The 14,861-nt window shown below is 45.1% G+C and carries 13 protein-coding genes and 1 tRNA gene; 4 read left to right on the top strand and 10 right to left on the bottom strand.

Annotated elements, in window-relative coordinates; all coding sequences use genetic code 11:
* Positions 1–44: 44 nt before the first annotated feature.
* The 4 genes from PNUC_RS03640 to PNUC_RS03625 form a co-directional block, all read right to left on the bottom strand.
* On the bottom strand, positions 45–1,049 hold the full coding sequence (locus PNUC_RS03640; protein WP_011902540.1) for a linear amide C-N hydrolase: 1,005 nt from the start codon (positions 1,047–1,049) through the stop codon (positions 45–47).
* Between the two features lie 212 nt (positions 1,050–1,261).
* Positions 1,262–2,596: a metal-dependent hydrolase family protein gene (locus PNUC_RS03635; protein ID WP_011902539.1), complete on the bottom strand. Its 1,335-nt coding sequence runs from the start codon at positions 2,594–2,596 to the stop codon at positions 1,262–1,264.
* A gap of 193 nt (positions 2,597–2,789) precedes the next feature.
* Complete coding sequence (gene recQ, locus PNUC_RS03630; RefSeq protein ID WP_011902538.1) at positions 2,790–4,628, bottom strand: DNA helicase RecQ; 1,839 nt, start codon at positions 4,626–4,628, stop codon at positions 2,790–2,792.
* Positions 4,629–4,749: 121 nt separating this feature from the next.
* Positions 4,750–4,839 (bottom strand) — tRNA-Ser (locus PNUC_RS03625).
* Between the two features lie 136 nt (positions 4,840–4,975).
* Here PNUC_RS03625 and PNUC_RS03620 point away from each other — a divergent pair.
* Positions 4,976–5,221, top strand: coding sequence for an AbrB/MazE/SpoVT family DNA-binding domain-containing protein (locus PNUC_RS03620; RefSeq protein ID WP_011902537.1), 246 nt, complete (start codon positions 4,976–4,978; stop codon positions 5,219–5,221).
* Entirely contained in the window at positions 5,221–5,643 is a 423-nt protein-coding gene (locus tag PNUC_RS03615) for a type II toxin-antitoxin system VapC family toxin (RefSeq protein ID WP_011902536.1), read from the top strand. Before PNUC_RS03620 ends, PNUC_RS03615 begins: the two co-directional genes overlap by 1 nt.
* On the opposite strand, the gene serS is transcribed toward PNUC_RS03615, so the two are convergent.
* The 3 genes from serS to PNUC_RS03600 are packed head-to-tail and all read right to left on the bottom strand — an operon-like array spanning position 5,640 to position 9,966.
* Positions 5,640–6,950: a serine--tRNA ligase gene (gene serS, locus PNUC_RS03610; protein ID WP_011902535.1), complete on the bottom strand. Its 1,311-nt coding sequence runs from the start codon at positions 6,948–6,950 to the stop codon at positions 5,640–5,642. The genes PNUC_RS03615 and serS overlap by 4 nt on opposite strands.
* 46 nt (positions 6,951–6,996) lie before the next feature.
* A complete protein-coding gene (locus PNUC_RS03605) occupies positions 6,997–7,680 on the bottom strand; it encodes an outer membrane lipoprotein carrier protein LolA (RefSeq protein ID WP_011902534.1) in 684 nt (227 codons plus the stop codon).
* 9 nt (positions 7,681–7,689) lie between these two features.
* Entirely contained in the window at positions 7,690–9,966 is a 2,277-nt protein-coding gene (locus PNUC_RS03600; RefSeq protein ID WP_397428494.1) for a DNA translocase FtsK, read from the bottom strand.
* Between the two features lie 75 nt (positions 9,967–10,041).
* On the opposite strand from PNUC_RS03600, the gene trxB reads away from it, so the two are divergent.
* Positions 10,042–10,998: a thioredoxin-disulfide reductase gene (gene trxB / locus PNUC_RS03595; protein ID WP_011902532.1), complete on the top strand. Its 957-nt coding sequence runs from the start codon at positions 10,042–10,044 to the stop codon at positions 10,996–10,998.
* 67 nt (positions 10,999–11,065) lie between these two features.
* Here the strand turns inward: trxB and vapC are convergent, their stop codons facing one another.
* From vapC to PNUC_RS03580, 3 genes are all read right to left on the bottom strand, one after another.
* Positions 11,066–11,464, bottom strand: coding sequence for a type II toxin-antitoxin system tRNA(fMet)-specific endonuclease VapC (gene vapC / locus PNUC_RS03590; RefSeq protein ID WP_011902531.1), 399 nt, complete (start codon positions 11,462–11,464; stop codon positions 11,066–11,068).
* Positions 11,464–11,697, bottom strand: coding sequence for a type II toxin-antitoxin system VapB family antitoxin (vapB, locus tag PNUC_RS03585; protein WP_011902530.1), 234 nt, complete (start codon positions 11,695–11,697; stop codon positions 11,464–11,466). The genes vapC and vapB overlap by 1 nt, the downstream gene beginning before the upstream one ends.
* Before the next feature lie 387 nt (positions 11,698–12,084).
* A complete protein-coding gene (locus PNUC_RS03580) occupies positions 12,085–14,145 on the bottom strand; it encodes a sodium-translocating pyrophosphatase (RefSeq protein WP_011902529.1) in 2,061 nt (686 codons plus the stop codon).
* Positions 14,146–14,317: 172 nt separating this feature from the next.
* On the opposite strand from PNUC_RS03580, the gene ppa reads away from it, so the two are divergent.
* Positions 14,318–14,854, top strand: a complete 537-nt coding sequence (gene ppa / locus PNUC_RS03575) for an inorganic diphosphatase (protein WP_011902528.1) — start codon at positions 14,318–14,320, stop codon at positions 14,852–14,854.
* Positions 14,855–14,861: the final 7 nt, after the last annotated feature.

The following is a 14,861-nucleotide window of genomic DNA, read 5'->3' as shown; positions in this document are numbered from 1 at the left end:
CACCCGCAGGTGGTTTTCAATGATTCACTTGAATCGGTAAATGATTAAGCTGTCCCGAAAGCAAATGGCTCTGCTGGAACAAACTGGCCAGCAGTATTGCCAGCATAATACTTACCTCCAGCGATTGCCAACTTCTTCACTGGCGCCCCTTTTGAAAAATCAATATCTTTCAAATCAACCCAAAAGGTGTTTGGTGTTGTGGCTGAATCAAAGTAATAGATCATATTTTGATGATCAGTTACAGTACGCCAAATACTAGATGAAATATTCGGTTTATCTGGGCTAGTAATACCTAGTGGCACGCCTATGGACCGCATCACTCCCATGACTGAAGCTACGCCCTGATATTGCATTTTTTGTTCAGGCACGGCAGAAATGTAATTTTTATCAACTGACTTCGGAATGATGCCAATAAAGTATGAGGTTCTAGCAAAGCGATCTGCTGCGCTGATTGTTCCAGGCAAGAAAACATTGCCGCCAATTTCTTTCCAATAGGCATCAAGCGCTAACTGCTGATCAAACACTGGTGAATTAGTCATGACTTGGTATTCCCTGCCATGATGGATGGTCAAATTTCCATCGATGTACTCAAATATAGCCGAGTCACCACTTGGATCAGAGAGGGATAAATGCAAGCTAGCAGCACGGCCATTTGGCAAGATAGGCGCTTTTATTCTGAAAGGTTCTGCTTGCAGACCTGTAACAGCTTCCGCTACCGTTGCATAGTTATCCAATGCATACTGCATCCATAGGGTCATCGAAAGAGCTGGCTTGCCATTGAGGTCTCCATAATTGGATTCGGCCAAATAGAGTAGATTTCCGTTTAAACCTTTTTCATTTACGCCATCTGCAGAGCCGATGTTGTATCCAGAAACTGCTACGCTGCCGTATTTAGAAGTCCACTCTAGAGAGCCTGCTCCGCAAGAACCATTGCGAGCCATACCAGCTGGAAATACCCACATATCGCTCTGCATATCTTCGCCCCAATCCATTGAGCGTCCAGTAATGACTAAATTATTGTCTCCAAGATACACGGCTCTGGTACACATAGAAATTCCTTTGGTTATGATTTTGATGAACTAATAGATATCGGTAATACCAGTAAATTTATACACCAATAATGAGACAAAGGCATTGACGTGCCGCTAATCATAAATACCTAGATGGCCCCATAATGCCCAAAAGTAAGGCACTGCATTAATCAAGAGCAACAAAAAACCAGCCGAAGCTGGTTCTTAAGAGCTTAATGAGCCACTTAAAATTACAAAGTATTTTTGTAAATCTTTCCGTCTTTCATAATGACGCGGAAGTTTTTAGCAGGATCTGCAACGATATCCAGGTTTTGAGTTGGATCGCCATCAACCAAGAGTAAATCAGCATAAGCCCCCTCTTTGACTACGCCCAATTTACCTGCTGTATAGGGATTGCGAGGCCCAGATAAGGCAAACAATTGCGCATTGTCATGAGTTACCATTTTGAGGGCTTGGGCTGGAGTCATCCATTTAGTCATTTTGGCTAACTGGATGTTCTGAACTACTCCATCAGGCTGAAAGAAGAAATCTGTACCCCAAGCTAACTTAACATTGTTTTGCAACGCCCATTTGAATACGTTGTTTTCACCCATTACAACCTGGTGTTCTTTGTAGATCTGAAATGGAGTGTATGGAGGATGAAACTCTTCAAAGTTTTGGGTACTCAACCATACGTCTTTGTTCTTAAGATACTTCACGGTTGGCTCATCAAGTAACTGACCATGCTCAATCACCTTAACGCCAGCATCAACCGAACGGCGAATTGAAGCTGTGTTGTATGCATGAACGGAGACATAAGTTCCAAAATCAGACGCTGCCTCTACTGCTGCCTTAATTTCGTCCGAAGTAAATTCTTGTACAGTTGGCGTGTCATCAGCTGAAGAGACGCCGCCGCTAGTGGCTAATTTAATTTGGGACGCACCATTGCGTAAATTAAATCTAACGGCGGTCAGTACTTGAGCGCGTCCATCTACAACAGATGAAATTCGCAGCTTCTCGCCAATCGATAAACCGCCACCAAAGCTACGCGGGAGCTCTTCAGGAAAACTAAAATCACCGTGCCCCGATGTTTGGCTAATCATGGTGCCGCTTGGATAAATCCGTGGACCCAAAACTTTCCCTGCATCGATGTCGCTCTTCAATTGAAATACTGGACCTGCCATATCCCGTACAGTAGTCCAACCATTTAACAACATTTCTTTGGCAGTTTGATAAGCAATGGCATTCAGTTGTTTTACGTCGCCTTTAAGAATTTCATCCATCGTAGCAGTCAGCCAAATATGGGTATGAGCATCACTTAAACCCGGCATCAATGTACGGCCGCCACCAGAAATGACTGTAGCTGTTGTGCCAGTTGGTACTTGAATTGGCTTAGCTGAAATAGTTTTGATGAGATTATTTACAACCAAAACATTAGTAGGGGGCGTTAGCTTTTCTGAAGTGCCGTCAAAAACACGAACATTTTCATACAACGTAGCAGTCGCTTGTGAAGCGGGCTGCGCAAAGGAATATGCCCCACTAAATAGCGCACTTGAAACCAGGAAACCCTGAACAATAGTTTTCATAATTTATTAATGTTGATTTTTAATTTATAGATTTTCTAATTGACGGAAATAGATAGAAAGTCTGACTATGTAAGGCACTTATAATATACATAATTTAATAGAAATTAAGCAAGAATATGAGGTGTTATTTGGGTTTTATTTCACAGCATTTTTAAACCCTTATATTACTGACCAACCTAGCTAAGAGAGGGATTTAGCCGTCACTCTTAAGGGTCGCCTCTACAACCTTAATAAAGTGTGTCCCATACCGCTCTAGTTTTGCCTGCCCTACCCCACCAATTCGACTAAATTGATCTAAGGTGATTGGCGAACTTTTGACCATTTCTTGCAAAGTACTGTCATGAAAAATCAGATAAGGGGGTACACCCTGTTGGCGTGCTAGCTCGGTACGTTTGGCTTTAAGGGCTTCCCAAAGGTTTTCATCTGCAATATTGGTAAATGGGTGCGTAGAGCGCTTGCTAGCCCCTGATTTAGCAACCTTGCTTTTGGAATAAGCAGCCTCTTTGCGCAAGCACACCTCTTGCTCACCACGAAGTACTGGAAGCGCAATGGCATCAACTAATTTAAGGCCGCCATAGAGAGCGATGTCCGCCTCCAAATATCCACCAGCCACTAATTGACGAAAGACGCTATTCCATTGGGACTGATTAAGCTCTGAACCAATCCCAAAGGTACTTACCTGATCATGAAAATATTGCTTCACTCTCGGAGTCACTTTTCCAAGGAGCACATCTATCAAATGGGTCACACCAAAACGCTGTCCCGTGCGATAAACACACGACAAAGCCTTTTGGACTTCGTGTGTGGCATTCCAGGTTTCCACCGGCTCCAAACAGTTATCGCAGTTGCCGCAATTACCTGGGTGCGCCTCGCCAAAATAGCGCAAGATACCTTGATGACGACAGTCAGTAGACTCACAAAATCCTAATAAAGCATTGAGCTTTTGGCGCTCTACCCGTTTACGATCTTCCGAAGCCTCTCCCGAATCGACCATTTGACGCAAACTGACTACATCACCCAATCCATAAACCATCCAAGCATTGGCTGGCAAACCATCACGGCCAGCCCGGCCAGTTTCTTGGTAATAGCCCTCCATACTTTTAGGGAGATCGAGATGCGCGACAAATCGGACGTTAGGTTTATCAATGCCCATGCCAAAGGCCACCGTGGCAACCATAATGACGCCTTCTTCTCGTAAAAAGCGCTTTTGATTAGCGCTACGCACTTCCTGGCTTAATCCTGCGTGATACGGCATGGCATCCCAGCCCCTATCTTGCAACCATTGCGCAGTATCTTCAACGCTACGGCGCGATAAGCAGTAAATGATTCCAGAATCATTGGGATGTTCTGCATCTAAAAAATGTTCAAGTTGCTGCTTGGCGTTCTGCTTTTGCAAGACCCGATAGCGAATGTTTGGACGATCAAAACTTGATACAAATTGATGTGCAGATTCCAAGGAGAGTCGTTCAACAATTTCTGCCCTTGTGGGTGCATCGGCGGTGGCAGTTAAAGCAATACGAGGGACGGCAGGAAAGCGCTCATGTAACACCGTTAACTGACGATACTCAGGCCGGAAATCATGTCCCCATTGAGAAACACAGTGCGCCTCATCAATCGCGAATAATGCTATTCCAGGACCCTCGTTGAGTCTATCGAGTATTGATAGAAAGCCTGGATTCATAAGACGTTCAGGTGCCACATAAATTAAGTCAAGATCTCCAGCCAGCAACTGACTGGTCACTTTTTGAGCTGTAGCTGCATCCAGACTAGAGTTCAGAAATGAAGCTTTCACGTCCAACTGGGTTAACGCATCGACTTGGTCCTGCATCAGTGCAATTAAGGGTGAAACCACCACCCCCACTCCGCGCCGAATAAGCGAAGGAATTTGATAGCACAGGGACTTACCGGCACCAGTCGGCATGAGGACCAAAGCATCGCCGCCCGCAACTACATGCTCAACAATAGACTCTTGAGCACCGCGAAATTGATCAAAGCCAAAAACATCATGAAGTACTTGGTGGCTCGATTGCAACAGTAACGCTCCCTTATTTTATTAAATACTCACGCAATACAAACTACGTATAAATAAAAAGCCCCACGTCATGCGGGGCTCATTCAATAATCTCTTTATCGGTACAAATATAGAGTCTAGTTGGCGGAGAGGGAGGGATTCGAACCCTCGGTAGGTTTGACCCTACGCCTGATTTCGAGTCAGGTACATTCGACCACTCTGCCACCTCTCCGAACCGAGAATTCATTATAGCTAGCGATATATAAAGCCATACAGCTGATATTGACTTAAAAATGGCTGGTAATAAGAGATACGTCTCTTTAAAATAGATATACATATATGTATATCTATTTTAAAGAGGTTAGAGCATGAATATTCAAATTTCAAAATGGGGCAATAGCCTAGCGCTTCGCATTCCCGCTGCATTCATCAAAGAAATCCAACTAAAGGATGGGGATAAGGTTGAAGCAACCCTATCGAAGGATGGCTCACTAATTATTAGACCGCAAAAATTAGATCGCAAAGCAATTGCAGCAGATCTTAGAGCATTTAGAGCTACGTTGAAGATGGGTAAATCAGTGATGGATGAAGTTCGCTCAGAGGCACGCTACTAATGATTTATATTGATACCAGTATTTTAGTGGCCTTATGTACAGCAGAAGAAAAGAGTGACGCTGTTGATAAATGGCATGAAAACAGTTCCGTAAAAATGATTTCTTCTAGTTGGGCATTTACAGAATTCTCTAGCGCACTTAGCCTGAAGGTCAGAACCAATCAATTAACCGAAAAACAGAGTCGTGAAGCTTGGAAAAAATTTGACAATCTCTGCCAGAACGATATTGAGCTAATGCCCATCGAGAACAAAACGTATTACTCTGCTGGAATTTTAGTTGTTGATAGCAAGTCAAACCTCAAAGCTGGTGACGCACTTCATCTTGCCGCCGCAAAGCAATTCAAATCTAAATCTTTGGCAACTCTTGATAAAGTTTTAGCAAAAAACGTTGCTAGAGTAAAAATTAAAGCCGTTCTAATTTAATTCGGCTTTAACGTCTCTAAGCCACCCAAGTAAGGCTGTAGCGCTTTCGGAATAGCAATACTGCCGTCTACTAGTTGTTTGTTCTCAATCAGAGCAACAAGCGCCCTACCCACAGCTAAGCCAGAACCATTTAAGGTATGAAGCAATTCCGGCTTACCTTGGCCCGCTTTAAATCTAGCTTGCATACGGCGTGCCTGGAAATCACCCATGCTTGAGCAAGAGCTAATCTCACGATACGCATTTTGAGAGGGCACCCATACCTCTAAGTCATAGGTCTTGGTGCTACCAAAACCCATGTCTCCAGTACAGAGCAATACTTTTCTGTAAGGTAGCTCGAGTAATTCCAATATACGCTCTGCATGGCCCGTCAATTCTTCGAGAGCTTGCATCGAGTGTTCTGGTTTAGTGATTTGCACTAACTCGACTTTGTCGAATTGATGTTGACGAATCATGCCGCGTACATCACGACCATAGCTGCCAGCTTCAGAGCGGAAGCATGGGGTATGAGCAACAAACTTCAGCGGAAGAGTATCGGCATTCACGATTTCATCTCTGACTAAGTTTGTGACAGGCACTTCTGCAGTTGGAATAAGGTAGAAGTTTTCAGTTTTGGCTTCGCCGCCCTCATCTTCACCACCCATTTGACGCGGGACTTTAAAGAGGTCTTCTTCGAACTTTGGCAATTGACCAGTTCCACGCATAGAAGCAGCATTGACCATATAAGGCGCATAGACTTCTTGATAGCCATGGTGAGTTGCATGCGTATCGATCATGAATTGCGCTAATGCGCGATGCAATCGAGCGATAGGTCCCTTGAGCACGACAAAGCGTGAGCCACTAATCTTTGCAGCCACTTCAAAATCGAGACCCAATGGACCACCGAGATCTACGTGATCTTTAATCTCGAAATCAAACATGGGTTGCTCACCCCACACTTTGACTTCCTTGTTCTCAGTTTCATCTTTACCGGCTGGAACAGATTCATCGGGAAGATTGGGAATGCCCATCAAGAAATCAGCAATCTCTGCTTGAAGCACGCTTAATCTTGCAGCGCCTGATTCCATATCCACGTTGATTTGACTAGCTTCAGCCATTTCAGCAGCCGCATCTTCACCCTTACCTTTTTTCATACCAATTGCTTTAGCCAATTGATTGCGTTTGGCTTGTAACTCTTCAGTGCGGGTTTGTAAAGATTTGCGCTCAGACTCTAGAGTGTTGAATTTCTCAACATCCAGCTGAAATTTACGGGTGGCTAAGCGCGCCTGCACTGCAGCGATATCTTTGCGAAGTAATTGTGGATCAATCATGTAATGCTCTATCGGTCTAGGTGTTGATGTAAATACTCTGTAAGCGCTAGTTTAAGCGGACAACTTCTGCGCCTTTAGGGGGGATGAAATTGAAGCGATTTGCCGGCAAATTCACATTTAGCTTTATGTTGTCTAAGGTTACCAAGACTACGCTTCCCAGTCCATCAATCAGCTCTAGAGCCTTCGGTAGACCGTTAGTCATGCCAATCGAGATCTTGGTATAAGGCAAATCATTTTGGTTCTTAGCGTTCGGATCTTTTTTGGGAACCAATGCAACCCATTTCATCCCCAGTCGCTCTTCACCATCGATTAACTCAAAATGTTGATCCAAGGAAGATTCGCCAAACAATATAGCGGCAGGTGTTGAAGCCAAAGCTTGTCCTGCAGGACGAAACGTGGCTTGATTTAAATCCTTGTCCCACAAAATGAGTTGAGTGCCATTGGTAATCAACTTTTGTTCGTATGGCTTTTGTGTATCCCAAACAAAGCGGCCAGGCCTTTGAAAGACAAATTGCCCCTGGGTTTGACGCACTACTTTTAAACCCTTGTCTTGTGGCTCATTTGCTTTAGGCGCACGTAATTGTTGTTGAACAAAATCACCTTCAGCTGTTTTTGAGTTGCGTACAAATTGACGCAATTGCTCAGAGCCAGATTCACCTTCGGCTATAGCTACATTTGAAATCAGGATGCTAGCGATGCCAATGGCAAGCGCGGAGAAAAGTCGTTGCAAAGTATTGCCTTACTCAGAGGGGCGATGGAGAATCTCGCGATTTCCGCCATTACCCATTTTTGAAACTAAACCGGCTTTTTCCATATCTTCCAATAGACGAGCGGCACGGTTGTAACCGATGCGCAAATGACGTTGCACTAAAGAAATCGATGGGCGTTTGTTTTCTAGAACAATCGCAACCGCTTGATCATAAAGTGGGTCTGCTTCACCGCCACCCTCACCAGTGAGCGCATCAACATTGGATTCATCAGCGCCTTCTAAGACGCCGTCAATGTAATTGGCTTCGCCCTTCTCTTTAAGCCATTCCACTACACGATGCACTTCATCATCTGATACGAAGGCACCATGCACGCGTACCGGTAATCCTGTACCTGGCGCCATGTAAAGCATGTCACCCATACCCAAAAGCGCTTCAGCGCCCTGCTGATCCAAAATCGTACGACTGTCGATCTTGCTGCTGACCTGGAAAGAAATGCGGGTAGGCACATTGGCCTTGATCAAACCTGTAATGACGTCCACACTCGGACGTTGAGTTGCCAATACCAAATGGATACCGGCAGCACGGGCTTTTTGCGCAATACGTGCAATGAGCTCTTCAATCTTCTTACCAGAGACCATCATCAAGTCAGCCAACTCATCAATCACGATGACGATGACAGGCGCTTTATAAATTGGCTCAGGATCATCCGGAGTTAAGCTAAATGGATTGGTGAGCTTCTCACCTTTTTCTTCTGCTTCCAGAATCTTCTTATTAAAGCCTGCTAAGTTACGAACGCCGAACTTACTCATCAGCTTGTAGCGACGCTCCATCTCATTCACGGCCCAATTGAGCGCGTTGTATGCCTGCTTCATGTCGGTAACAACTGGGCATAACAAATGCGGGATCTTGTCGTAGATAGCCATCTCTAGCATCTTCGGATCAATCATGATCAAGCGCACCTCATCAGGCTTAGCCTTAAAGAGTAGTGAGAGGATCATGGCATTAATACCAACCGATTTACCAGCGCCAGTAGTACCCGCTACTAAACAGTGAGGCATCTTGGCTAAGTCAGCCACCATAGGACTACCAGAGATGTCCTTACCTAAAGCCAGAGTCAACAAGGAATGATTGTCGTTGTAAACCTGAGAGGTCAAAATCTCAGAGAGGTAAACCGACTGGCGTGTTGGGTTTGGTAATTCCAATGCCATACAGGTTTTACCCGGAATGGTTTCTACTACGCGCATGCTGACAACGCCAAGTGAGCGAGCTAAGTCACGTGAGAGATTAACAATCTGACTGCCCTTCACGCCAATCGCTGGATCGATTTCATAACGCGTTACTACTGGGCCTGGATAAGCTGCGATCACAGTTACTTGTACATTGAACTCAGCTAACTTGCGCTCAATTAAGCGTGATGTAAATTCCAACACATCAGCAGAGATAGTTTCTTTTGCTTCGGGCACTGGATCTAGCAAGGCTAGTGGCGGTAATTCTGAATCAGGAATATCAACGAACAGGGGTTGTTGTTTCTCACGCTCAACACGAACGCTCTTCACAATTTCTGCTGGTGCGCGCACAATTTGTACTGGCGCTGCAACCTCTACACGCCCCCGAATTTCTTCTACAAACTCTTCACGCTCTTCAGCGGCTGCTTCACCCAGCTTGCGATCTTCTTCGCTGTCACGACGCTCGCGAATGCGCTTAAACGCCACTTCTAAGAAACGCCCTACTTTCTCAGCAACATCAAGCCAAGAAAAATGCAGAAACAAAGATAGGCCTGCGCACAAACCAAATAGAAGAACTAGAGTTGAGCCGGTAAAACCAAGAGACATTTGCAGGGGATCACCAATCAACTCACCCAAGATGCCGCCGGGAGGCCGTGGAAGCTCCCAGGACAGCGAATGCATCCGAATCGACTCAAGCCCCATGCTGCAGACTAAAGTCAGTCCAAATCCCAGCCAACGCATTAATAAAGAGTCTGGCTTAGCCTCAGGATCCGCCGGCAAAGGGATACTCCAGAGCTCACGCCAACCATTTAAGACGCGACGGCCAAATAGGACCACCCACCAAAATGCTGAAATACCAAAGATATAGAGCATTAAATCGGCCAAATAGGCGCCAAAACGCCCACCTAGATTCTTGGGGGCCTCAAAACTGGCATGGGACCAGGCAGGATCTGCCTTGGAATAGGTTAATAAAACAGCAAATAAACCCAGGCAAAGGCCTAGGGAGATAAACCAGCGCGCCTCTAGGAGCAGGCGGGGCATCCGCCCCTGTCCATCTAATTCAGGGGGCTGGGGACTCATTGGAGTCTTGGACTTCGGATATACGGTTCTCGCCATGTTCTACCGATTGTAAACAAGCAATCCTATAATTTGCTTATGACTACAAATACCCCAAAACACTCTAAAGTTCTTATCCTTGGCTCAGGCCCTGCAGGTTACACGGCTGCAGTCTATGCTGCCAGGGCTAATTTGAAGCCTACCCTCATTACAGGCTTGGCTCAAGGTGGTCAATTGATGACTACCACCGACGTGGAAAACTGGCCTGCCGATGCTGATGGCGTTCAAGGGCCAGAATTGATGGATCGCTTTTTAAAGCATGCCGAACGCTTTAATACCGAAATCATTTTTGATCATATTCATACGGCTGCTCTTAAAGAAAAGCCAATTCGTCTGGTTGGCGACTCTGGAACATATACCTGCGATGCGTTGATTATTTGTACTGGTGCATCTGCTCAATACATTGGACTTCCTAGCGAGGAAGAATTTATGGGGCGCGGTGTTTCTGGTTGCGCTACTTGTGATGGCTTCTTTTACCGCAATCAAGATGTCTGTGTAGTTGGCGGTGGTAATACTGCTGTTGAAGAAGCGCTCTACCTTACAGGCATCGCCAAAAAAGTTACCGTAATTCATCGTCGCGACAAATTCCGTGCTGAGCCAATCCTGAATGATCGTCTCATGGCTAAAGTTGCTGAAGGCAAAGTTGAGCTCAAACTCAACGCCACCCTCGATGAAGTTCTTGGTGATGAAAAAGGAGTTACTGGTGTACGCATCAAGAAAGAGGATGGTAGCACTGAAGATATCGCTGTTACTGGCGCCTTTATTGCGATTGGTCACAAACCTAATACAGAACTCTTTGTTGGTCAGCTCGATATGCACAATGGTTACCTTAAGACCCACTCTGGCCTTGAAGGCAATGCCACAGCCACTAACATTCCAGGTGTATTTGCTGCGGGTGACGTGCAAGACCACATATATCGTCAAGCCATCACTAGCGCAGGCACAGGCTGTATGGCTGCACTAGATGCACAGCGTTATTTAGAGACTTTGTCTTAATTTCTCTAGGTTACTTGCAATAAAAAACGCCTAGCAATGCTAGGCGTTTTTGTTTTAGCGGTTACGCTTAAACCCAGTTTTCAAGGGCAAGGTTTGGGACCCTCTTAAACTCAGACATATTGTTAGTCACCAAAGTTAAGCCATGACTTCTGGCGTGAGCTGCAATATGAATATCATTCACTCCAATAGGCTTGCCTGAGTGCTCTAAAAAAGCCTTAATTTGCCCGTAATGCTGAGTTGCGGTAATGTCATACGGTAAAACCTCTAAATGGCTGATGAAGTCTTCAATAACATTAAGATTTTTTTCTACTTGCTTACTTTTTTCGGCGCCATAAATTAGCTCTGCCAATGTAATTGCTGATATAGCCATACGATTAGCATTTTTGTTGAAAACTTTAAGCACCTCTAGCGGTTTTCGCTTTATGACATAAATAACAATATTTGTGTCCAATAAGTACTTCAGCATTAAAGGGACTCTCTATCACCTTGCTCCTGAGAGCCTCTTTCATTCATAAAGTCGTCACTTACACCCGCTTCACCCAAGAAGAAGTTGTCCCACATATTTTCTATAGGGGCAATGATGCGCTCACGGCCTTTTGATCGTACGTTAACCTTGCGTACATTCTCAGGCAATCGCATTTCTGCAGGCAATCTCACTGCCTGAGTTCGGTTATTGGTGAACACTGTTGAGATAGCCATTATTTAACCCTCCATACGTATATAGCAATTGTATAGCGCACTTAATCTTATTTCAATCCCTTTACATGGGAGACTGAGCCCCTATTGGGCTTTACCGCACTTTTATTTAGCATTCACACCCCAGATCATCTTCCAGTTCATGCGCCAAGATTTGCATCTTTGATACCAGATTTAATGCCTCTATGTCGATAAAGTCGCTTGGAAAAGTTTCAGAGTTTGTTACGTTTACGCGTACTCAAATTAACTTAAATTTTTCCATAAGTTAAATAATAATTAAACCAATGACCAGATTATCGAAATGGCGATAACAATGCAAAACGCCTAGCATTGCTAGGCGTTTTTCTTTACTGCCGTCTTATGACTACTGCATATTTTTTCTTGTGCTGCTTAGCGTGAGATCACTGGCAAGAGAGGCACGATGAGCAATGCCACGATGTTGATGATTTTGATGAGTGGGTTTACTGCAGGACCAGCAGTATCTTTGTAAGGGTCACCTACGGTATCACCAGTCACTGCAGCTTTATGGGCTTCAGAACCTTTGCCACCAAAGTGACCTTCTTCAATGTATTTCTTCGCATTATCCCAAGCGCCACCACCGGTACACATGGAAATCGCAACAAATAAACCAGTGACGATCGTACCCATGAGTAAGCCACCTAATGCTGCAGGTCCAAGCAAGAGACCGACCACAATCGGCGCAATCACTGGCAAGAGTGAAGGAACAATCATCTCTTTAATTGCTGCTGAAGTCAGCATGTCTACTGCCTTACCGTATTCAGGCTTTGCGGTGCCCTCCATGATTCCTGGAATATCGCGGAACTGACGACGTACTTCTTCCACTACCGCACCAGCACAACGACCAACTGCTTCCATTGCCATGGCACCAAACAAGTAAGGAATCATGCCGCCAATAAATAGGCCAATGATGACCATATGGTTAGATAAGTCAAAGGAGACTTGCTGACCAATGCTTTCTAGGGCATGGGTGTAATCAGCAAACAGCACGAGTGATGCTAGGCCCGCAGATCCAATCGCATATCCCTTTGTCACTGCCTTAGTGGTGTTACCCACCGCATCTAATGGATCAGTAATGTCGCGCACTGCTTGTGGCAAGCCTGCCATTTCTGCAATACCGCCAGCGTTATCGGTAATCGGTCCATAGGCATCTAGTGCAACCACAATACCGGCCATCGATAACATTGCAGTAGCGGCAATCGCAATACCGTACAAACCAGCGAGCCAATATGCAGCATAAATTGCAGCACATACGAAGAGCACTGGATAAGCAGTGGACTTCATCGAGATACCTAGGCCCGCAATAATATTGGTACCATGACCTTTGGTAGATGCCTCAGCAATATGCTGCACTGGCTTGAACTGAGTGCCTGTGTAGTACTCAGTAATCCACACCAAACCAGCAGTGAGCAAGAGGCCAACAACAGTAGATCCAAATAAGCGCCACTGACTTCCCGGAATTCCGAGGGCATCATCCGGCATGATGAAATTGGTCACAAAATAGAATGCAATCAGTGACAAAGTGCCAGCGATGATCAAACCTTTATACAAAGCAGGCATTACATTTTTCATGCCAGGTGTTGCCTTCACAAAGGAACAGCCAATGATGGAGGCAATGATAGAAACGCCACCTAAAACCAGCGGATAAATAATGGCAGCTACTGGCGCACCACTCACCATGAGTGAGCCTAGCACCATCGTTGCAATCAACGTAACAGCATAAGTTTCAAACAAGTCAGCTGCCATACCTGCGCAATCGCCAACGTTATCACCGACGTTATCGGCAATCACCGCTGGATTACGTGGATCATCTTCTGGAATACCTGCTTCAACCTTACCCACTAAGTCAGCACCAACGTCAGCACCCTTGGTAAAGATGCCGCCACCCAAACGAGCAAAGATCGAAATTAGGGAAGAGCCAAACGCAAGACCAATTAGGGGATGCAGTACGGAAGCCAAATCTTGTCCTGCACCGATAGATACCAGGAACATAAAGAAGAGGCCTACTCCAAGTAAGCCTAAACCCACTACGAGCATGCCGGTAATAGCGCCACCTTTAAAGGCAACATTCAGTGCTTCGTTCATCCCTTTAGTGGCAGCTTCGGCAGTCCGTACGTTTGCCCGCACAGAAACATTCATACCGATAAATCCACAGGCACCAGATAGAACTGCACCAACTACAAATCCAATTGCAGTGGCAAGATCCAAAAAGAGCGCCATTAAAATAGTCAGGACAATCCCTACTACGGCAATCGTTTTATATTGACGCGATAAATACGCTGAGGCTCCCAGCTGAATTGCCTCCGCAATTTCTTGCATCTTGGCGTTACCAGTACTCTGCTTCAGAATCCAGCTGCGCATCACAAAACCGTAAACTACGGCCAGGACACCGCAAGCCAAGGCAAAATACAAGCCTAAAGTGACATTACTCATGCTTGAACTCCCTAAAGTTGATCTTTATTGTTTTGTATAACTTGCGCCTATGTCTACCAGGTTTCCGAAAGCTTTAAACTAGTGTCTTTAAGCAGTACCAGTATGTAACAGAATCGCCCGTGCCCCTCTTTGCTAAGATCAGGGTATTTACTAATCACTATTCGGAGTATGTATGAGTCTCGACAAGGTAAAGCCAGGTAAAAAGATCCCTGAAAGCTTCAACGTCATTATTGAAATCCCAATGAATGCGGATCCAATTAAGTATGAAGTTGATAAAGAGAGTGGCGCTATTTTCGTTGACCGTTTTATGGGCACTGCAATGCATTACCCATGTAACTATGGCTACATCAATAAAACTATCGCTGGTGATGGCGATCCCGTTGACGTTCTCGTCATTACTCCATTCCCACTCATTCCTGGCGTTGTTGTTAGTTGCCGTGCAATCGGTATCTTGCAAATGGAAGATGAAGCTGGTCAAGACGCTAAGTTGTTAGCTGTACCAGAAGATAAGATTTTGCCAATCTACACTCACTGGCAAAAACCAGAAGACATCAATCCATTACGCTTAAACCAAATCCAACACTTCTTCGAGCACTACAAAGACCTCGAAAAAGGTAAGTGGGTAAAAGTTAAAGGTTGGGGTGGTGTTGCTGATGCCCATAAAGAAATTTTGGAAGGCATTGAGCGCTACAACAAAGAAAACGCTTAATTCTTAT

It is taken from the genome of Polynucleobacter asymbioticus QLW-P1DMWA-1 (assembly GCF_000016345.1).
Taxonomy (GTDB): domain Bacteria; phylum Pseudomonadota; class Gammaproteobacteria; order Burkholderiales; family Burkholderiaceae; genus Polynucleobacter; species Polynucleobacter asymbioticus.
This window is presented reverse-complemented; position numbering and strand designations above follow the sequence as displayed.

What these genes read in the sequence shown, in the direction of transcription:
- PNUC_RS03640 (WP_011902540.1), bottom strand. Translation starts at nt 1,049, where the DNA reads ATGTGTACCAGAGCCGTGTATCTTGGAGACAATAATTTAGTCATTACT.
- PNUC_RS03635 (WP_011902539.1), bottom strand. Translation starts at nt 2,596, where the DNA reads ATGAAAACTATTGTTCAGGGTTTCCTGGTTTCAAGTGCGCTATTTAGT.
- PNUC_RS03620 (WP_011902537.1), top strand. Translation starts at nt 4,976, where the DNA reads ATGAATATTCAAATTTCAAAATGGGGCAATAGCCTAGCGCTTCGCATT.
- PNUC_RS03615 (WP_011902536.1), top strand. Translation starts at nt 5,221, where the DNA reads ATGATTTATATTGATACCAGTATTTTAGTGGCCTTATGTACAGCAGAA.
- serS (WP_011902535.1), bottom strand. Translation starts at nt 6,950, where the DNA reads ATGATTGATCCACAATTACTTCGCAAAGATATCGCTGCAGTGCAGGCG.
- PNUC_RS03600 (WP_397428494.1), bottom strand. Translation starts at nt 9,966, where the DNA reads ATGAGTCCCCAGCCCCCTGAATTAGATGGACAGGGGCGGATGCCCCGC.
- trxB (WP_011902532.1), top strand. Translation starts at nt 10,042, where the DNA reads ATGACTACAAATACCCCAAAACACTCTAAAGTTCTTATCCTTGGCTCA.
- vapC (WP_011902531.1), bottom strand. Translation starts at nt 11,464, where the DNA reads ATGCTGAAGTACTTATTGGACACAAATATTGTTATTTATGTCATAAAG.
- vapB (WP_011902530.1), bottom strand. Translation starts at nt 11,697, where the DNA reads ATGGCTATCTCAACAGTGTTCACCAATAACCGAACTCAGGCAGTGAGA.
- PNUC_RS03580 (WP_011902529.1), bottom strand. Translation starts at nt 14,145, where the DNA reads ATGAGTAATGTCACTTTAGGCTTGTATTTTGCCTTGGCTTGCGGTGTC.
- ppa (WP_011902528.1), top strand. Translation starts at nt 14,318, where the DNA reads ATGAGTCTCGACAAGGTAAAGCCAGGTAAAAAGATCCCTGAAAGCTTC.